Raw genomic sequence first — 17,767 nt, 5'->3', positions numbered from 1 at the left:
GCGCGAAGCCTCAGATCCCGTACGTGAAGCGGGGCGCGCGGCGCTCCAGGAAGGCGGCGACCCCCTCCGCGGTGTCGCCGCTTCCGCGGGCCTGCTCCGCCCAGTACGCGTCCCGGTCGGTGCGCCCGTCCGCGAACTCCTTCGCAGCCGCCTGCGTGAGCAAGGAGCGCGAGACCAGCACACGGGTGAACTCGCCCACCCGCTTCTCCAGTTCCCCGGCCGGGAGCACCTCGTCCACCAGGCCGGTGCGCAGCGCCCGCTCGGTGTCGATCAACTCGCCCGAGAAGAGCAGGTACTTGGCGGCCGACGGCCCCACCAACGCGGCCAGTCGACGGGTGGAGGAGGAGGCATAGACGATCCCGAGCTTCGACGGGGTCACGCCGAAGAGCGTGCCCTCCTCGGCGAACCGCAGATCACAGGCCGCGGCGAGCTGGCTTCCGCCGCCCACGCAGTAGCCGCGCACGGCGGCGAGCGTCGGCTTCGGGAAGGCGGCGAGCGTCTCCTCGGCCCTTATCGCGAGCGACTGCTGCTGGTCGCCCGGCTCGCGCAGCGTCGAGATGTCCGCGCCGGCGCAGAACGTCCCGCCGTCACCGGTCAGGACGAGAACACGGACCCCGGGGTCGGTCGCGAGCGGTGTGAGGATGTCCGGCAGGGACCGCCACATCGCGGCCGTCATCGCGTTGCGCTTGGCGGGGTTCGAGATCACGACGGTGGCGACCCCGTCGACGACGCTGGCACTCAGCTGCGGCTCCATGCGCCGGATGCTATCCGGGCACCCCGACCGTACGATCAAGAAGGGGTGCGAGGAGGGGGGCCGTACGGCTTCGCAGGTCCCTCCGAAGCCGTCAGGAGAAGATCAGGAGCAGTCGAACAACTGACGTTGGCATACTCACCCGATCAGAAGTCGGTCGATAAGTGTCGACTTCTGGTCAGTAGGTCGGTCCGGACCTACGGATTACCAAGACTCGATCCCGTGGCGACAATCGAGCACGAGGGTGGGAGCCGGACTATGGAGAGCCGCGGGAGCGTCCCCGCACGGCCACCGTCCTACGAAGGGGTCTGGCGCTTCACCGCTCCCGCGGTCGACGTCTCCGTTCCGCAGGCCCGGCACGCCGTGAGGGACCTGCTGATCCGTCAAGGGGTACCGGTCCACGACGACACGGTCCAGGGGCTGCTCCTGATCGTCTCGGAGCTGGTCACCAACGCCGTCAAGCACGCGGCGCTGCTCTCCCCCGAAGTGGCGGTGGAGGTGGCGATCGGAGCGGAGTGGATCAGGGTGTCCGTCGAGGACAACCATCCGTACCGCCCCAAGGCGCTGGAGGCGGACTACGGGCAGACGGGCGGCCGCGGGCTGCTCCTGGTGCGGGAGATCGCGCTGGAGGCCGGCGGGGCGTGCGACGTGGAGCACACCGCGAGCGGTGGCAAGATCATCTGGGCCGCACTGCCCCTCGCGCCGCGCGTGCCGGGGCTCGGGACGGCGCCGGGCATCGGAGCCCAGGCGCCCATGACGGCGCCCGGAACCCCGACCTTGCCCGGGATCACCAGCCCCCGGACGGACCCGTCAGCTCCTTGACGGCCGGACGTGCCGCGTCCAGGACGGTCATGAACCAGGCGGAGAACGGCGCGCTCGCGTGCCGCTCCGCCAGCTCCTCCGCCGTCACGAAGGCGGTCTCCTCGACCTCCTCCGGGTCCGGCCGCAGCTCGGCCTGGACCAGGCCGACGAAGAGGTGGTTGTACTCCTGCTCCACCAGGCCCGACGCGGGGTCCGGGTGGTTGTAGCGGACGGTGCCCGCCTCGGCGAGCAGCGAGGGCGAGATGCCCAGCTCCTCGTACGTGCGCCGGGCGGCGGCCGCGAACGGCGCCTCGCCCGGGTATGGGTGGCCGCAGCAGGTGTTCGACCAGACACCGGGGGAGTGGTACTTGCCGAGCGCGCGGCGCTGCAGCAGCAGCCGGCCCGACTCGTCGAAGAGGAAGACGGAGAAGGCGCGGTGCAGCTGTCCCGGCGCCTGGTGGGCGGCGAGCTTCTCGGCCGTGCCGATCGTGTTGCCGTCCTCGTCGACCAGCTCGAGCATGATCGACTCCGGGGCGCCGCCCGAAGAGACTCCGTTCGGCGAGCTGTGTGCCGCGGTGGCTGATGTGGTCGGCATACCCATCCTTCGCTTCGGTCCTCGGCCCGTTGAGGCACTCTCAGTCTGCCGCACAAAGGCGGCTTGTCCGTACTTCGCAGGCCGGACATGGCCCGCTCCCACCGCACCGGAGTACACCCCGGTGCGGCGGGAGCGGATGACGCGTCAGACCCCGAAGGCCGCCGGATAGTGGATCATGCCCCGCGGAACCGGGCCGGAACCGTCGAGGACCATCGCCATCATGGCCTCGTCCGGGACCTCGAAACCTGGCTTGATTCCGTACTCCGACGCCCGTGCGAATCCGAAGCGCGGGTAGTACTCCGGGTGACCGAGCACCAGGACGAGCCGCTCTCCGCGCAGCCGCGCCGCGTCGAGCACGGCCCGGACGACGGCCTCTCCGGCCCCCCGGCGCTGGTGCGCCGGATCGACGGCGACCGGGGCCAGCGCGGCCGCCGGAACACCGTCGACGTGGCAGCGGGTGACGAGCGCGTAGGCCGCCACCGTGCCGTCGGCCGCCTCCGCGACATACGACAGACCCGGCAGCCAGGCGCCGGCGTCCTCGCGCAGGGCGTCGACCAGCGCGGCCTCCTCCGCGGTGGCGAAGGCGGCCGCGTTGATCTCCCGTACGCGGGGGATGTCGGCGGCCGTCTCCTCCCGCGTACGCCACCGGGTGTCGGCGGGCCGCAGGACGTAGCCGGTGTAGCCGTACTCGCCGCCGTGGTCACGGCGCATGGCGAGCTCCGCGCGGGTCGAGGCGAGGGCCTCGGCCATGCCCGGGACCGTCGGGTCCGCGGCGTCGGCCCGCTCGGCGAGCGGGCCGTAGTACTCGTCCCAGTCGCTCTCGGGCTGCGGGACGACGCCGAGCACGTGATAGCCGCCCTCGACCGCCGCCGCGGTGTTCCCGGCGGTGGTTCGGAGCGCGTAGTGCTCCGCCCAGAAGGTGCGGGCCTCCTGGCTCGGCTCGTCCACCGTCCACTCGCACTCGGTGAGCACGAGCGTGCCTCCGGGAGCCAGGAGGCGGCGCCACTCGCGCAGCGCGGTGTCGAAGCCGAGGGCGTAGGCCGAGCTCTCGGCCCAGACCAGATCGAAGGATCCGTCGGGGAACGGGAGCTTGCCCATGTCGGCGTTGAGCGTACGGACCGAACCGCCGAGCCCGCGGGCGTCGGCGGCCTGCCGCAGCTCGTCGAGGAACGGCTCGTGCAGGTCCACGGCCGTCACCTCGGCTCCGGCTTCGGAGGTCAGGAGCAGCGCGGAGCGGCCGGGGCCGCAGCCGAGATCGAGCACGCGGGGCCGCTCGGGGAGCGGACCGGCAATGGCGAGCAGACGACGGGTGGTGGAGTCGGAGCCCGGACCCTGACGCGGAAGACCGTGGTGCAGGGCGAAGAAAGCGGTGTACAGAGCGTTGTCGGACAACGTGGGAACCCTTGGGTGAGAGGGCCCCGGCCGACGACGTGACGAACCGGTTCGGAGGAACCGGGGGATCAGGTCAGCCGGAGACCCGGGAGCTGAAGCCGGACCGGGTGCTGCCGCACTGGGCAGCCTCCATCGCGACGGTCATCAACCTCAGCTCCTCTCCCACCTCACGTTTGTCGATCAACGGTAGCAGGGGTCACGGAGTCACAGACAGAGCTTCGCCTCGTGCTCGGCGTGGCCGGCAGGCTCCAGCTGGAAGGTGCAGTGCTCCACGTCGAAGTGGGAGCCCAGGCACCCCTGGAGGTCGTGCAGCATCTTCTCGTGGCCCACCGCGTCCAGCGCCGCCTGGTCCACCACGACGTGCGCCGAGAGGACCGGCATCCCGGAGGTGATCGTCCAGGCGTGCAGATCGTGGACGTCCTCGACGCCCGGCAGCGCCAGGATGTGGGCGCGGACCTCCCCCATGTCGACGCCCTTGGGGGCCGACTCCAGGAGCACGTCGAGGGTCTCGCGCAGCAGCTTGATCGTGCGCGGCACGATCATCAGGCCGATGAGGATCGAGGCGATCGGGTCGGCGTACTGCCAGCCCGTGGCCAGGATGATGCCCGCCGAGACCAGGACGGTCACCGAGCCGAGCGCGTCGGCGAGCACCTCCAGATAGGCGCCGCGGACGTTGAGGCTCTCCTTCTGGCCGCGGACGAGCAGTGAGAGCGAGATCATGTTGGCGACCAGACCGACCAGCGCGAACGCGATGGTCAGTCCGCCCTTGGTCTCGGCCGGCTCGATGAACCGCTGGATCGCCTCGTACAGCACGTAGCCGCCGACGACGAGCAGCAGCAGACAGTTGGCGAGCGCGGCCAGGATCTCGGCCCGGGCGAAGCCGAAGGTGCGCTGCTCCGTGGGCGGACGGTTGGCGAAGTGGATCGCAAGGAGCGCCATCGCGAGGCCGACCGCGTCGGTCGCCATGTGGGCCGCGTCCGCGATCAGGGCGAGCGAGTCCGCGACGACGCCGCCGACGATCTCGATCACCATCACGGACAGTGTGATCCCCAGTGCGATCCGCAGCCGGCCCTTGTACGCCGCCGCCGCGGTGCCCGTGGGCGGCGGTCCGCCGTGGCTGTGTCCGTGGTCGTGTCCAGCCCCCATGACAAGGCCTCCCGGTCGTGTCGTCTCTGTGCCCCGGCTCGCAAGTGAACTACGGGTGGGGGGTATGTGCAACACGGTACTGAACACCGTTGTCATATCATCTGACCTGCGGTTATGCGGACCGCGCGGGGCGGAGTGCGGCGGCCTGTCCACAGGGTCGCGGAGCGCGGTTTGTGGGGCGGCACGTCGATCGCCCATGATGATCTCCGCAGGACGGGGCGCGCTCGTGGGGATTCGAGTGGGCCCGGGGGAGTCCGCACCGCAAAGCCTCGGTGAACTCCCGCTTTCGTTCATCCGATAGCCTCAGCCGACGTGCTGCCGCCCGATGCCGGGCCGTACCGCCGTGCCCGGGGCCGTGTCATGGGCCCCGCCGGCCCCGCCCGTCAGCTCCAAGGAGTGAGTTCGTCTGTCGACCGCCATCCTCACCGGTCCGCCGGTACCCGGATCGTCGCTCGACGGCGATCTGCGGTCGCTGGGCTTCGACGTCAGGGTCGCCGCCGACCCGCGTGACGCCGGCGCGCTGCTCGCCGCCGTACCGGCCGGCGAGCGGGTCGCCGTCGTCGACCCCCGCTTCGTCGGACACCTCCACGCGCTGCGGCTCGCCCTCACCGACCCCCGCTTCCCCGCCTCCGCCGTGCCCGGCGCGCTCACCGCGCAGAGCGAGGCCCGCCCGGCGCTCGCCCGCGCGCTGACGGACGTGTCCGCGCCGGTGCCGGGCGCGGACCCCGGGCCCGTATCCGTCACGGCGGGCGAGGGCCTGCCGGACACCCTCGCGGCCGCGCTCGACGCCGACGGCGTCGCCGTGCACCGCCCCGAGCTCGGCTCGCTCGTCGCCGCCGTACCGGCCGACGCGGAGGACCGGCACGCGGCCCGCGGCGCCGTCGCGGCCGTCGACGACGAGGCCGTACGGCTGCGCTCCGCCGTGAAGGCCCACGACGGCTTCTTCACCACCTTCTTCATCAGCCCGTACTCGCGCTACATCGCCCGCTGGTGCGCACGGCGCGGACTGACCCCGAACCAGGTCACCACCGCCTCGCTGCTCACCGCCCTGGTCGCGGCCGGCTGCGCCGCCACGGGCGAGCGCGGCGGATACATCGCCGCCGGCGTCCTGCTCCTGGTCTCCTTCGTCCTGGACTGCACCGACGGGCAGCTCGCCCGCTACTCCCTGCAGTACTCGACGATGGGCGCCTGGCTCGACGCCACCTTCGACCGCGCCAAGGAGTACGCCTTCTACGCGGGCCTCGCCCTCGGGGCCGCGCGGAACGGCGACGACGTGTGGGCTCTCGCGCTGGGCGCGATGGTCCTGATGACCTGTCGGCACGTCGTGGACTTCTCGTTCAACGAGGCCAACCACGACGCCACGGCCAACACCAGCCCCACCGCGGCCCTCTCCCACCGCCTCGACAGCGTCGGCTGGACCGTCTGGGTCCGCCGGATGATCATCCTGCCGATCGGCGAGCGCTGGGCCATGATCGCGGTCCTGACCGCCGCCACCACCCCGCGGATCGTCTTCTGGGCCCTGATCATCGGCTGCGCGTTCGGCGCCTGCTACACCACCGCCGGCCGCGTGCTGCGCTCGCTGACGCGGAAGGCGAACCGCACGGACCGGGCCGCGCAGGCCCTCGCCGACCTGGCGGACTCGGGGCCGATCAGCGAGACCGTGGCGAAGCTCCGGCTCCCGCAGGGCCGCTTCCCGTACGCCCCGCTCGTGAAGGCCCTGCTCGGCGCCGCCGCGCTCGGCGTCGCGCTGGCCGTGGACGACCCGTGGGTCGCGGTCGCAGGCGCCGTCGCCTACGCCGTCCTGTCCGGCCTCGCGGTCTCCCACCCCCTCAAGGGCGCCCTCGACTGGCTCGTGCCGCCCGTCTTCCGGGCCGCCGAATACGGCACGATCCTGATCCTCGCCGCCCGCTCCGAGGTGAACGGGGCCTTGCCCGCGGCCTACGGACTGGTGGCCGCCGTCGCCTACCATCACTACGACACGGTGTACCGCATCCGCGGCGGCACCGGCGCGCCGCCCGCGTGGCTGGTGCGCACCATCGGCGGTCACGAGGGCCGCACGTTGCTGGTGACCGTCCTCGCCGCCCTGCTGGCGAGCCGTGGCAACGACTTCACCCTGGCGCTCACCGCCCTGGCGGTCACCGTCGCGCTCGTGGTGCTCGTGGAGTCCATCCGCTTCTGGGTGTCCTCCGGAGCACCCGCCGTACATGACGAAGGAGAAACAGCATGATTGGCCTCGTACTGGCAGCCGGTGCCGGAAGGCGTCTGCGCCCCTACACCGACACGCTTCCGAAGGCCCTCGTGCCTGTCGACGGTGACACCACCGTCCTCGACCTCACGCTGAAGAACTTCGCCGAGATCGGCCTCACCGAGGTCGCGATCGTCGTCGGCTACCGCAAGGAGGCCGTCTACGACCGCAAGGAGGCCCTGGAGGCGAAGTACGGCCTCCAGCTCACCCTCGTCGACAACGACAAGGCCGAGGAGTGGAACAACGCCTACTCCCTGTGGTGCGCCCGTGAGGTCCTCAAGCGCGGTGTGATCCTCGCCAACGGCGACACCGTCCACCCGGTCTCCGTCGAGAAGACCCTCCTCGCCGCCCGCGGCAACGGCCAGAAGATCATCCTCGCCCTCGACGCGGTGAAGAACCTCGCCGACGAGGAGATGAAGGTCATCACCGCCGACGGCAAGGGCGTCCAGAAGATCACCAAGCTGATGGACCCGGCGACCGCCACCGGCGAGTACATCGGTGTCACCCTCATCGAGCCCGAGGCCGCCGAGGCGCTCGCCGACGCCCTGAAGGCCACCTTCGAGCGCGACCCCGACCTCTACTACGAGGACGGCTACCAGAAGCTCGTCGACGACGGCTTCACGATCGACGTGGCGCCCATCGGCGACGTGAAGTGGGTCGAGATCGACAACCACGACGACCTGGCGAAGGGCCGTGACATCGCGTGCCAGTACTGACCCGGCTCATCCCCTCGCCGGTCGTCGTCGACATCCGCCGGGGAGCGCTGGAGGACCTCTCCGCGCTCCTCGCGGACCAGCGGATCTCCAGTAACGGCCGGATCGCCGTCGCGATCAGCAGCGGCTCGGGTCTGAAGCTGCGTGACCACTTCGCCCCCGAGCTGCCCGGTGCCGACTGGTACCCGGTCGAGGGCGGCACCATCGACGCGGCCGTGCGGCTCGCCGACGCGATGCGCGGCAAGCGGTACGACGCCGTGGTCGCCCTCGGCGGCGGCAAGATCATCGATGTGACCAAGTACGCGGCGGCCCGGGTCGGCCTGCCGCTGGTCGCCATCGCCACCAACCTGTCGCACGACGGCATCTGCTCGCCGATCTCCACCCTGGACAACGACAACGGGCGCGGCTCCTACGGTGTCCCCACCCCGATCGCGCTGGTCATCGACCTCGACGTGATCCGGGACGCCCCGGTGCGCTTCGTCCGCTCCGGCATCGGCGACGCGATCTCCAACCTGTCCGCCATCGCGGACTGGGAGCTCTCGCACCGCGAGACGGGCGAGCCGGTCGACGGCCTGGCCGCGGCCATGGCCCGCAGCGCCGGCGAGGCGGTGCTCCGCCACCCCGGCGGTGTCGGCGACGACGACTTCCTCGTCACGCTCTCCGAGGGCCTGGTGATGTCCGGCATCGCCATGTCGATCAGCGGTGACAGCCGGCCCTCCTCGGGCGCCTGCCACGAGATCAGCCACGCCTTCGACCTGCTCTTCCCGGAGCGCGCGGCCAGCCACGGCGAGCAGTGCGGTCTGGGCGCGGCCTTCGCCATGCACCTGCGCGGTGCCGCGGAGGGCTCCCTCGGGATGGTCGAGACGCTGCGCCGGCACGGCCTGCCGGTGACGCCCGAGGAGATGGGCTTCACGGTGGACGAGTTCGTCCGGGCCGTGGACTTCGCCCCGCAGACCCGCCCGGGCCGCTTCACCATCCTCGAGCACCTCGACCTGTCCACAGACGAGATCAGGGACGCGTACGCCGACTATGCAAAAGCCATCGGTAGCTGAGCTCCGCCCGGTCGTTCACCCCGCGGGTGTGAAGGACCGGCGGAGTGGCGAACACTGGGCGGGCCGCATGTACATGCGGGAGATCTCGCTGCGGATCACCCGGCACCTGGTGAAGACGCGGATCACGCCGAACCAGCTCACGTACGTGATGACGCTCTGCGGCGTCCTCGCGGCCCCCGCCCTGCTCATTCCGGGCATCACCGGCGCCGTGCTCGGCGTGGTCATGGTCCAGCTCTACCTGCTGCTCGACTGCGTCGACGGCGAGGTCGCCCGCTGGAAGCAGCAGTTCTCGCTGGGCGGCGTGTACCTGGACCGGGTCGGCGCGTACCTGTGCGACGCCGCGGTCCTGGTCGGCCTCGGCCTGCGCGCCGCCGACCTGTGGGGCAGCGGACGCATCGACTGGCTCTGGGCCTTCCTCGGCACCCTCGCCGCCCTCGGCGCGATCCTGATCAAGGCCGAGACCGACCTGGTCGGCGTCGCCCGGCACCAGGGCGGGCTGCCGCCGGTCAAGGAGGCCGCGTCCGAGCCCCGCTCGTCCGGCATGGCGCTGGCCCGCAGGGCCGCCGCGGCGCTGAAGTTCCACCGCCTGGTCCTCGGGATCGAGGCATCCCTGCTGATCCTGGTCCTGGCGATCGTCGACACGATCAGGGACGACCTGTTCTTCACCCGGCTCGGCGTCGCGGTCCTCGCGGGCATCGCGCTCCTGCAGACGCTGCTGCACCTGGTGTCGATCCTGGCGTCGAGCCGGCTGAAGTGAGGACAAGCGTGAGTACGCCGATGAAGCTGGGCGCCGTCATCATCACCATGGGCAACCGCCCCGACGATCTGCGCGCGCTCCTCGACTCGGTCGTCAAGCAGGACGGCGACCCGATCGAGGTCGTCGTGGTCGGCAACGGCGCCCCCGTGACGGGCGTGCCCGACGGCGTCCACACCATCGACCTGCCCGAGAACCTGGGCATCCCCGGTGGCCGCAACGTCGGCATCGAGGCCTTCGGCCCCGGTGGGCCCTGCGGCCCCGTCGACGCGCTGCTCTTCCTGGACGACGACGGGCTCCTCGCCCACACGGACACCGCCGAGCTGGTCCGCCAGGCGTTCACCGCCGATCCGCGGCTTGGCATCATCAGCTTCCGGATCGCGGACCCGGAGACCGGTCTCACCCAGCGCCGGCACGTCCCGCGGCTGCGCGCGGCCGACCCGATGCGGTCCTCGCGGGTGACCACCTTCCTCGGCGGCGCCAACGCCGTCCGTACGAAGGTGCTCACCGAAGTCGGCGACCTGCCGGGCGAGTTCTTCTACGCGCACGAGGAGACCGATCTCGCCTGGCGGGCCCTCGACGCCGACTGGATGATCGACTACCGTTCCGACATGGTGCTGCTGCACCCCACCACACCACCCTCCCGGCACGCGTCCTACCACTTCAACGTGGCCCGCAACCGGGTGTGGCTGGCCCGCCGCAATCTCCCCGCACCCCTGGTTCCGGTCTATCTCGGTGTCTGGCTGCTGCTGACTCTCGCGCGGCGCCCCTCCGTCCCCGCCCTCAAGGCGTGGATCGGCGGATTCCGGGAAGGCTGGGCCTCCCCCTGCGGACCGCGACGGCCCATGAAATGGCGTACGGTGTGGCGGCTGACCCGACTGGGACGCCCGCCCGTCGTGTGACAACGTGGTACCCGACTTGCCGCGCATCTTGGATACGAAAGTTTCGACTTGTGAGTGACACAACCCACGACGGTGCGGTCGCGACGAGCGCCCCCCCGTCCGCCGATGACGGCCTGACCCCGGCCGAGCTGGCCGCCAAGTACGGTCTCGCGGTCAGCGGCGCCCGGCCCGGGGTCTTCGAGTACGTCCGCCAGCTGTGGGGGCGACGCCACTTCATCCTGGCCTTCTCCCAGGCCAAGCTGACGGCGCAGTACAGCCAGGCCAAGCTCGGCCAGCTGTGGCAGGTGGCGACCCCGCTCCTGAACGCGCTGGTCTACTTCCTGATCTTCGGGCTGATCCTGGAAGCCGGCAAGGGGATGACCACCGAGGTCTACATCCCCTTCCTGGTGACGGGGATCTTCGTGTTCACCTTCACCCAGAGCTCGGTGATGGCGGGTGTGCGAGCGATCTCGGGCAACCTCGGGCTCGTCCGGGCGCTGCACTTCCCGCGCGCCACGCTCCCCATCTCCTTCGCGCTCCAGCAGCTCCAGCAGCTGCTGTTCTCCATGATCGTGCTGGCGGCGGTCGCGATCGGCTTCGGCAGCTACCCCTCGCTGCGCTGGCTGCTGCTGGTCCCCGCGCTGTTCCTGCAGTTCGTCTTCAACGTCGGACTGGCCATGATCATGGCGAGGATGGGTGCCAAGACGCCCGACCTCGCGCAGCTGATGCCGTTCGTGATGCGGACCTGGATGTACGCGTCCGGCGTCATGTTCTCCATCCCGGTGATGCTGGCCGACAAGCCGGCCTGGATCGCCGACGTGCTCATGTACAACCCGGCCGCGGTCTACATGGACCTGATCCGGTTCGCCCTGATCGACGGCTACGGCTCCGAGAACCTGCCGACGCACGTCTGGGCCACCGCCCTGGGCTGGGCCCTGGCGATCGGCATCGGTGGCTTCGTCTACTTCTGGAAGGCCGAGGAGAGGTACGGCCGTGGCTGATTCCACTCAGGGACGCGTTCCCACCGTCATCGCCGACGAGGTCCACATCGTCTACCGGGTCAACACCGGTGGCGGCGGCAAGGGCAGCGCCACGGCGGCGCTCAGCCGGATCCTCGGCCGCGGCAAGGCCGAGGTCTCCCGGGGCGTCCGCAAGGTGCACGCCGTGCGCGGCGTCTCCTTCACCGCGTACCGCGGCGAGGCCATCGGCCTCATCGGCAGCAACGGCTCCGGCAAGTCGACGCTGCTGCGCGCCATCGCCGGACTGCTCCCCACGGAGAGCGGCAAGGTCTACACCGACGGCCAGCCCTCGCTCCTCGGCGTCAACGCGGCGCTGATGAACGACCTGACCGGCGAGCGCAACGTGATACTCGGCGGCCTTGCCATGGGGATGAGCAAGGAAGAGATCCGCGAGCGCTACCAGGGGATCGTCGACTTCTCGGGCATCAACGAGAAGGGCGACTTCATCAGCCTGCCGATGCGTACGTACTCCTCCGGCATGGGCGCCCGGCTCCGCTTCGCCATCGCGGCCGCCAAGGACCACGACGTGCTGATGATCGACGAGGCGCTGGCCACGGGCGACGCCAAGTTCCAGCGACGCTCGGAGCAGCGCATCCGCGAGCTCCGCAAGGAGGCCGGCACGGTCTTCCTGGTCAGTCACAGCAACAAGTCGATCAGGGACACCTGCGACCGCGTGCTGTGGCTGGAGAAGGGCGAGCTGCTGATGGACGGGCCCACGGAAGAGGTCCTCAAGGCGTACGAGCGCGAGACCGGGAAGTAGTCCCGTCACCGCCTCGCGAGGCCCCCGCCGGACCGGCGGGGGCCTTCGTGCGCTCGGCGGCGCGTCGCGCCCCCCGCCTGGAATGTTCATGCGGTCAACATCGGGCAGGATGAGCGCATGGCAGCGATCTCGGGGGGAAAGTCCTACCACCACGGCGATCTGCGCAACGCGCTGATCTGCGCCGCCGTCGACCTGGCCACCGAAGGCGGTCCCGACCGCGTCGTCCTGCGCGAGGCGGCCCGCCGGGTCGGCGTCTCGCCCACCGCCGCCTACCGGCACTTCGACGGCCGTGGCGAGCTGCTCAGAGCCGTCAAGATCCACGCCCAGCGCGCGCTCGCGGACTCCATGGAGCGCGCCGCCGACCGGGCCCCCGGGGCCGACGACGCCACCGTCGCCGCGGAGCTGCGGCTCGCCGCACTCGGCCGTGGCTACGTCGGCTTCGCCCTGGAACAGCCCGGCCTCTACCGGGCGGCGTTCTGCACCCCTCGCCCGGCCTGCGGCGAGGAGTGGACGCCGACCGGGCGTCCCGCTGAGCCCGAACCGGAGATCCGGGCGTTCACGCTGCTCACGGACGCGCTGCGCGCCCTGACCCGGGTCGGCCGCATCCCGCGCCAGGCCCGCCCGGCAGCCGAGGCCGCCGCGTGGTCGGCCGTGCACGGACTGTCACTTCTGCTGCTCGACGGCCCGCTGCGCCGTCTTCCCGAGCGGCGCCGCGCGGACGTCGTCGAGTCCACGCTCGCCATGGTCGTCTCCGGCGCCCGGGCCGACTGAACGTCACGGATCCGTGAACTGCCGTGCCGCGCGGGAAGGTTGGCGCGCCCGGTGATGTTTTCGCAATGCGGCGCGCACCCCGACGAGGCGGCGGGCGTTGTACAACGTAAGCTGTACCGGTGCTGATTCGTGGCAAGTGGGGCGATACCCCCTAGGCAATCCCGGCCGTCAGGCGGTGAGCCCTCTGGGGAGGCCCGGTGGCGTGTCCGAAATAGGATGGATTGGATCGGCAGTGTAGAACAGGAGATGTGACGGCCATGACGCAAAATCTCCAGCTCCACGAGGGTGTCGCCGTCCCCGCGTCGGGCAGCCCCCAGTGACGGGAACCCGGCAGGTGCGCCCCGATGCCTCCTCGCGCACCACGCTCGACAAGGCCGCGGACGAGAACTTCCCCGTGGCCCCCTTCTTCCTGCCGCGCGCCTGGCGCGACGACCTCATGGCCGTCTACGGCTACGCCCGGCTCGTCGACGACATCGGCGACGGCGATCTCGCACCCGGCGGAGCGGACGCCCGCCACCTCGGCGTCGCCCCGGAGCGCGCCGAGGACCGGCTCGCGATGCTGGACGCCTTCGAGGCCGACCTGACGCGGGTCTTCGAATCCGACCCGCGCCACCCCCTGCTGCGGGCCCTTCAGCCGACCGTGCGGCGGTGCGGGCTCACCCCCGAACCGTTCCTCGGCCTGATCGCGGCCAACCGCCAGGACCAGCTGGTGCGCCGCTACGAGACGTACGACGACCTCCTGGCGTACTGCGAACTCTCCGCGAACCCCGTCGGCCGGCTCGTCCTCGGGATCACCGGGACCGCCACCCCCGAGCGCATCCGCCGCTCCGACGCGATCTGCACCGCGCTGCAGATCGTCGAGCACCTCCAGGACGTCGCCGAGGACCTCGGCCGTGACCGGATCTACCTGCCCGCCGAGGACATGAAGGCCTTCCATGTCACCGAGGAGGACCTCGCCCGGCCCACCGCGGGCGCGTCCGTCCGTGCGCTCATCGCCTTCGAGGCGCAGCGCGCCCGCGAGCTGCTGAACGACGGCACCCCGCTGGTGGGCAGCGTCCACGGCAGGCTGCGGCTGCTGCTCGCCGGCTTCACCGCCGGCGGCCTGGCCGCGCTCGACGCGATCGCCGCCGCCGGAGGCGGGTTCGACGTCCTGCCGAAGCCGCCCAAGCCCACCAAGCCGAGTCTGATGCGCGAAGCGGGAGCCGTCCTGCTGAGAGCGCGGAGAGAGGGGTGAGCCGGACCGTGGAGGGACAGACGGAGGCGTCCGCGCCGGTGCAGGCCGCGTACAGCTACTGCGAGGCCGTCACCGGACAGCAGGCACGGAACTTCGCCTACGGCATCCGACTGCTGCCGACGGAGAAGCGGCAGGCCATGTCGGCGCTGTACGCGTTCTCGCGGCGGGTCGACGACATCGGCGACGGCACTCTCGCGCCCGAGGCGAAGCGGGACCGCCTCGAATCCACCCGCGCGCTTCTCGAGCGGATCCGGCGGAACGAGGTGGACGACGACGACACCGACCCCGTCGCCGTGGCGCTCGCCGACGCCTCGCGCCGCTTCCCGATCCCGCTCGGCGGCCTCGACGAGCTCATCGACGGGGTCCTGATGGACGTGCGCGGCGAGACGTACGAGACCTGGGACGACCTCAAGGTCTACTGCCGGTGCGTCGCGGGCGCCATCGGACGGCTCTCCCTCGGGGTGTTCGGCACCCAGCCGGGCGCGCAGGGAGTCGAGCGCGCCCCCGAGTACGCCGACACCCTCGGGCTCGCCCTCCAGCTCACCAACATCCTCCGGGACGTCCGCGAGGACGCCGGGAACGGGCGCACATACCTGCCCGCCGACGACCTCGCCAAGTTCGGCTGCGGCGACGGCTTCGCGCAGGAGACCCCGCCCGACGGGGCCGACTTCACCGGCCTCGTGCACTTCGAGGTCCGTCGCGCCCGCGCCCTGTTCGCCGAGGGCTACCGGCTGCTCCCCATGCTCGACCGGCGCAGCGGCGCCTGCGTCGCCGCCATGGCCGGGATCTACCGCCGCCTGCTCGACCGGATCGAACGCGACCCCGAGGCCGTGCTGCGCGGCCGCGTCTCGCTTCCCGGCCGGGAGAAGGCGTACGTCGCCGTGCGCGGCCTCTCCGGCCTCGACGCCCGCCATATCTCCCGACGGACCATCAGGAGGCGTGCGTGATGCGGCGGTACACGGCCCGGCACCGGGCAACCTCGCGCCGCACGGCGGCGTCCCTGACTGCGACGACCCGAGGGGAGGCGGCGTGAGCGAGCGCGAAACGGGCCGGGACGGCGCCCCTGCGGAACCCGCCACCGGAGGCGGCACCGGGTCCGGGCGTGCCCGGCGCGAGCCCGCCGACGCCGGGCCTCCTGGCGGGCAGCCGCACGCCGTCGTGATCGGCGGGGGGCTCGCCGGGATCACCGCCGCGCTGCAGCTCGCCGACTCAGGGCTCCGTGTGACGCTGCTCGAAGGCCGGCCCCGGCTCGGCGGTCTCGCGTTCTCCTTCCGGCGCGGCGAGCTCACCGTCGACAACGGGCAGCACGTCTATCTGCGCTGCTGCACCGCCTACCGCTGGTTCCTCGACCGCGTCGAGGGCGCCCACCTCGCGCCGCTCCAGGACCGGCTCGACGTGCCCGTCCTCGACGTCGCCCACCCCCGCGGCCCCCGCCTCGGACGACTGCGCCGCACCGCCCTGCCCGTACCGCTGCACCTCGCCAGGAGCCTGGCCACCTATCCGCACCTCTCCCTCGTCGAGCGCGCGAGCGTCGGCCGCGCCGCGCTCGCGCTCAAGGGCCTCGACCCCGCCGACCCGGCCCTCGACGGCATCGACTTCGCCACCTGGCTCGGCCGCCACGGCCAGTCCCCGCGGGCCGTCGAGGCCCTGTGGGACCTGGTCGGCGTCGCCACCCTCAACGCCACCGCGCCGCACGCCTCCATGGGCCTGGCCGCGATGGTCTTCAAGACCGGCCTCCTCTCCGAGCCGGGCGCCGCGGACATCGGCTGGGCGCACGTGCCCCTCGGCGACCTCCACGACACCCTGGCCCGCAAGGCCCTCGACTCCCTCGGCGTACGTACCGAGCTGCGGACCAAGGCCGAGCGGATCTCCCGTACCGACGACGGCCGGTGGAGCGTCGACGTACCGGGGGAGACCATCGAGGCGGACACCGTCGTGCTCGCGGTGCCGCAGCGCGAGACCCGCGAACTGCTGCCCGAGGGCGCCCTCGACGACCCCGACCGGCTGCTCGACATCGGGACCGCGCCCATCCTCAACGTGCACGTCGTCTACGACCGCAAGGTGCTCAGGCAGCCGTTCTTCACCGCGCTCGGCTCCCCGGTGCAGTGGGTCTTCGACCGCACCGACTCCTCCGGCCTCAAGGGCGGCGGCCAGTACCTGGCCGTCTCCCAGTCCGCCGCGCAGGACGAGATCGACACGCCGGTCTCCGTGCTCCGCGAGCGCTACGTCCCGGAGCTGGAGCGGCTGCTGCCCGCGGCCCGCGGCGCCGGGATCCGAGACTTCTTCGTCACCCGGGAGCGTACGGCGACGTTCGCCCCCACACCGGGCGTCGGCCGGCTCCGCCCCGGCGCCCGCACCCACGCCCCCGGCCTGTACCTGGCCGGCGCGTGGACCGCCACCGGCTGGCCCGCGACCATGGAGGGTGCCGTGCGCAGCGGCCTCAGCGCCGCGGGCGCCGCGCTCTCCGCCCTCGGCCGCCGCCATGAACATCCGCTGCAGGAGGCGGTATGAGTGTGAGTACTGGAACAAGAGGAGAAACCGTGCCGACTGTGCCCCCGGTGAATCCGGCCGTCGACACCGCGGACGTGACCGCCCTGCTGGAGCGTGGGCGGACCCTGTCCACCCCCGTCCTGCGGGCGGCCGTCGACCGGCTCGCACCGCCCATGGACACCGTGGCCGCCTACCACTTCGGGTGGATCGACGCCCAGGGCAACCCCACGGACGCCGACAGCGGGAAGGCCGTGCGTCCCGCGCTCGCGCTGATCTCCGCCGAGGCCGCCGGAGCCGCCCCGGAGGTGGGCATCCCCGGCGCGGTCGCCGTCGAGCTCGTGCACAACTTCTCGCTGCTGCACGACGACCTGATGGACGGCGACGAGCAGCGCCGCCACCGCGACACCGTCTGGAAGGTGCACGGCCCCGCCCAGGCGATCCTCGTCGGCGACGCGCTGTTCGCCCTCGCCAACGAGATCCTGCTCGAACTCGGCACCGTGGAGGCCGGTCGCGCCACCCGCCGGCTGACCACCGCCAGTCGCAAGCTGATCGACGGGCAGGCGCAGGACATCTCCTACGAGCACCGCGAGCGGGTCACCGTCGAGGAGTGCCTGGAGATGGAGGGCAACAAGACCGGCGCCCTGCTCGCCTGCGCCGTCTCCATCGGTGCGGTCCTCGGCGGCGCCGACGACCGCACGGCGGACAAGCTGGAGGAGTACGGCTACCACCTCGGCCTCGCCTTCCAGGCCGTCGACGACCTGCTCGGCATCTGGGGCGACCCCGAGGCCACCGGCAAGCAGACCTGGAGCGACCTGCGCCAGCGCAAGAAGTCCCTGCCCGTCGTCGCCGCCCTGGCGGCCGGCGGCCCGGCCTCCGAGAAGCTCGGCGAACTGCTCGCCGCCGACGCCAAGAGCAGCGACTTCGACTCCTTCTCCGAGGAGGAGTTCGCCACCCGTGCGGCCCTCATCGAGGAGGCCGGCGGCCGCGAGTGGACCTCCCAGGAGGCCCGCCGTCAGCACACCATCGCGGTCCAGGCCCTGCACGAGGTGGACATGCCCGAGCGGGTCAGGGCGCAGCTCATCGCGCTGGCCGACTTCGTCGTCGTACGGAAGAGATGATCACCATCACCCTGATATGAGTGCGCAGTCGCCGGCCGGTGCCAC

17 protein-coding genes are annotated in these 17,767 nt (G+C 71.8%); 13 read left to right on the top strand and 4 right to left on the bottom strand.

The genetic code is table 11. The features are described from left to right. Positions 1-10: 10 nt before the first annotated feature. On the bottom strand, positions 11-754 hold the full coding sequence (locus ACFV9D_RS01915; RefSeq protein WP_385139362.1) for an enoyl-CoA hydratase/isomerase family protein: 744 nt from the start codon (positions 752-754) through the stop codon (positions 11-13). Between the two features lie 255 nt (positions 755-1,009). Between ACFV9D_RS01915 and ACFV9D_RS01910 the strand changes: the two genes are divergently transcribed. Further along, positions 1,010-1,573 carry an ATP-binding protein gene (locus ACFV9D_RS01910; protein WP_385139359.1) on the top strand — a complete coding sequence of 188 codons (564 nt, stop codon included), beginning with the start codon at positions 1,010-1,012 and terminating at the stop codon, positions 1,571-1,573. Here ACFV9D_RS01910 and idi read toward each other — a convergent pair. From idi to ACFV9D_RS01895, 3 genes are all read right to left on the bottom strand, one after another. Next, on the bottom strand, positions 1,539-2,147 hold the full coding sequence (gene idi / locus ACFV9D_RS01905; RefSeq protein WP_385139357.1) for an isopentenyl-diphosphate Delta-isomerase: 609 nt from the start codon (positions 2,145-2,147) through the stop codon (positions 1,539-1,541). The two genes, ACFV9D_RS01910 and idi, sit on opposite strands and share 35 nt — an antisense overlap. Positions 2,148-2,291: 144 nt before the next feature. Continuing rightward, entirely contained in the window at positions 2,292-3,539 is a 1,248-nt protein-coding gene (locus ACFV9D_RS01900; RefSeq protein ID WP_385139354.1) for a GNAT family N-acetyltransferase, read from the bottom strand. Positions 3,540-3,743: 204 nt separating this feature from the next. Next, positions 3,744-4,685, bottom strand: a complete 942-nt coding sequence (locus ACFV9D_RS01895) for a cation diffusion facilitator family transporter (protein ID WP_385139351.1) — start codon at positions 4,683-4,685, stop codon at positions 3,744-3,746. Between the two features lie 406 nt (positions 4,686-5,091). Between ACFV9D_RS01895 and ACFV9D_RS01890 the strand changes: the two genes are divergently transcribed. The 12 genes from ACFV9D_RS01890 to ACFV9D_RS01835 all read left to right on the top strand — a co-directional run bounded on the left by ACFV9D_RS01890 (position 5,092) and on the right by ACFV9D_RS01835 (position 17,722). Continuing rightward, positions 5,092-6,912 carry a DUF5941 domain-containing protein gene (locus ACFV9D_RS01890; protein ID WP_385139435.1) on the top strand — a complete coding sequence of 607 codons (1,821 nt, stop codon included), beginning with the start codon at positions 5,092-5,094 and terminating at the stop codon, positions 6,910-6,912. Beyond that, a complete protein-coding gene (locus ACFV9D_RS01885; protein WP_385139349.1) occupies positions 6,909-7,646 on the top strand; it encodes a sugar phosphate nucleotidyltransferase in 738 nt (245 codons plus the stop codon). Before ACFV9D_RS01890 ends, ACFV9D_RS01885 begins: the two co-directional genes overlap by 4 nt. Next, a complete protein-coding gene (locus tag ACFV9D_RS01880) occupies positions 7,634-8,695 on the top strand; it encodes an iron-containing alcohol dehydrogenase family protein (RefSeq protein WP_385139346.1) in 1,062 nt (353 codons plus the stop codon). Before ACFV9D_RS01885 ends, ACFV9D_RS01880 begins: the two co-directional genes overlap by 13 nt. After that, complete coding sequence (locus ACFV9D_RS01875) at positions 8,673-9,452, top strand: CDP-alcohol phosphatidyltransferase family protein (RefSeq protein ID WP_385139343.1); 780 nt, start codon at positions 8,673-8,675, stop codon at positions 9,450-9,452. Before ACFV9D_RS01880 ends, ACFV9D_RS01875 begins: the two co-directional genes overlap by 23 nt. Positions 9,453-9,472: 20 nt before the next feature. Next, entirely contained in the window at positions 9,473-10,351 is an 879-nt protein-coding gene (locus tag ACFV9D_RS01870) for a glycosyltransferase family 2 protein (RefSeq protein WP_385139432.1), read from the top strand. A 50-nt stretch (positions 10,352-10,401) separates the two neighbouring features. Then, on the top strand, positions 10,402-11,331 hold the full coding sequence (locus tag ACFV9D_RS01865) for an ABC transporter permease (protein ID WP_385139340.1): 930 nt from the start codon (positions 10,402-10,404) through the stop codon (positions 11,329-11,331). Continuing rightward, positions 11,324-12,109 (top strand): ABC transporter ATP-binding protein, encoded by a 786-nt coding sequence (locus ACFV9D_RS01860; RefSeq protein ID WP_385139337.1) that lies wholly within the window; start codon positions 11,324-11,326, stop codon positions 12,107-12,109. Before ACFV9D_RS01865 ends, ACFV9D_RS01860 begins: the two co-directional genes overlap by 8 nt. Positions 12,110-12,226: 117 nt before the next feature. Then, on the top strand, positions 12,227-12,880 hold the full coding sequence (locus ACFV9D_RS01855; protein WP_385139334.1) for a TetR/AcrR family transcriptional regulator: 654 nt from the start codon (positions 12,227-12,229) through the stop codon (positions 12,878-12,880). 316 nt (positions 12,881-13,196) lie between these two features. After that, positions 13,197-14,114, top strand: a complete 918-nt coding sequence (gene hpnC, locus ACFV9D_RS01850; protein ID WP_385139331.1) for a squalene synthase HpnC — start codon at positions 13,197-13,199, stop codon at positions 14,112-14,114. Then, positions 14,111-15,061 carry a presqualene diphosphate synthase HpnD gene (gene hpnD, locus ACFV9D_RS01845; protein ID WP_385139328.1) on the top strand — a complete coding sequence of 317 codons (951 nt, stop codon included), beginning with the start codon at positions 14,111-14,113 and terminating at the stop codon, positions 15,059-15,061. The genes hpnC and hpnD overlap by 4 nt, the downstream gene beginning before the upstream one ends. Positions 15,062-15,272: 211 nt before the next feature. Continuing rightward, positions 15,273-16,625 carry a hydroxysqualene dehydroxylase HpnE gene (gene hpnE, locus ACFV9D_RS01840; RefSeq protein ID WP_385139430.1) on the top strand — a complete coding sequence of 451 codons (1,353 nt, stop codon included), beginning with the start codon at positions 15,273-15,275 and terminating at the stop codon, positions 16,623-16,625. Continuing rightward, the gene (locus ACFV9D_RS01835; protein ID WP_385139325.1) at positions 16,622-17,722 is read left to right on the top strand and encodes a polyprenyl synthetase family protein; all 1,101 of its coding nucleotides are present in this window, start codon (positions 16,622-16,624) and stop codon (positions 17,720-17,722) included. The genes hpnE and ACFV9D_RS01835 overlap by 4 nt, the downstream gene beginning before the upstream one ends. The last annotated feature ends 45 nt before the right edge of the window (positions 17,723-17,767 follow it).

Source organism: Streptomyces sp. NPDC059875 (assembly GCF_042731085.1).
Lineage (GTDB): Bacteria > Actinomycetota > Actinomycetes > Streptomycetales > Streptomycetaceae > Streptomyces.
Note: the sequence above shows the minus strand (reverse complement) of the source record. Positions and strands in the feature narration are given on the sequence as shown.

Excerpts from the sequence above, each read along its gene's own strand:
- ACFV9D_RS01915 (WP_385139362.1), bottom strand. The coding sequence starts at position 754 with ATGGAGCCGCAGCTGAGTGCCAGCGTCGTCGACGGGGTCGCCACCGTC.
- ACFV9D_RS01910 (WP_385139359.1), top strand. The coding sequence starts at position 1,010 with ATGGAGAGCCGCGGGAGCGTCCCCGCACGGCCACCGTCCTACGAAGGG.
- idi (WP_385139357.1), bottom strand. The coding sequence starts at position 2,147 with ATGCCGACCACATCAGCCACCGCGGCACACAGCTCGCCGAACGGAGTC.
- ACFV9D_RS01895 (WP_385139351.1), bottom strand. The coding sequence starts at position 4,685 with ATGGGGGCTGGACACGACCACGGACACAGCCACGGCGGACCGCCGCCC.
- ACFV9D_RS01885 (WP_385139349.1), top strand. The coding sequence starts at position 6,909 with ATGATTGGCCTCGTACTGGCAGCCGGTGCCGGAAGGCGTCTGCGCCCC.
- ACFV9D_RS01875 (WP_385139343.1), top strand. The coding sequence starts at position 8,673 with ATGCAAAAGCCATCGGTAGCTGAGCTCCGCCCGGTCGTTCACCCCGCG.
- ACFV9D_RS01870 (WP_385139432.1), top strand. The coding sequence starts at position 9,473 with ATGAAGCTGGGCGCCGTCATCATCACCATGGGCAACCGCCCCGACGAT.
- ACFV9D_RS01855 (WP_385139334.1), top strand. The coding sequence starts at position 12,227 with ATGGCAGCGATCTCGGGGGGAAAGTCCTACCACCACGGCGATCTGCGC.
- ACFV9D_RS01835 (WP_385139325.1), top strand. The coding sequence starts at position 16,622 with ATGAGTGTGAGTACTGGAACAAGAGGAGAAACCGTGCCGACTGTGCCC.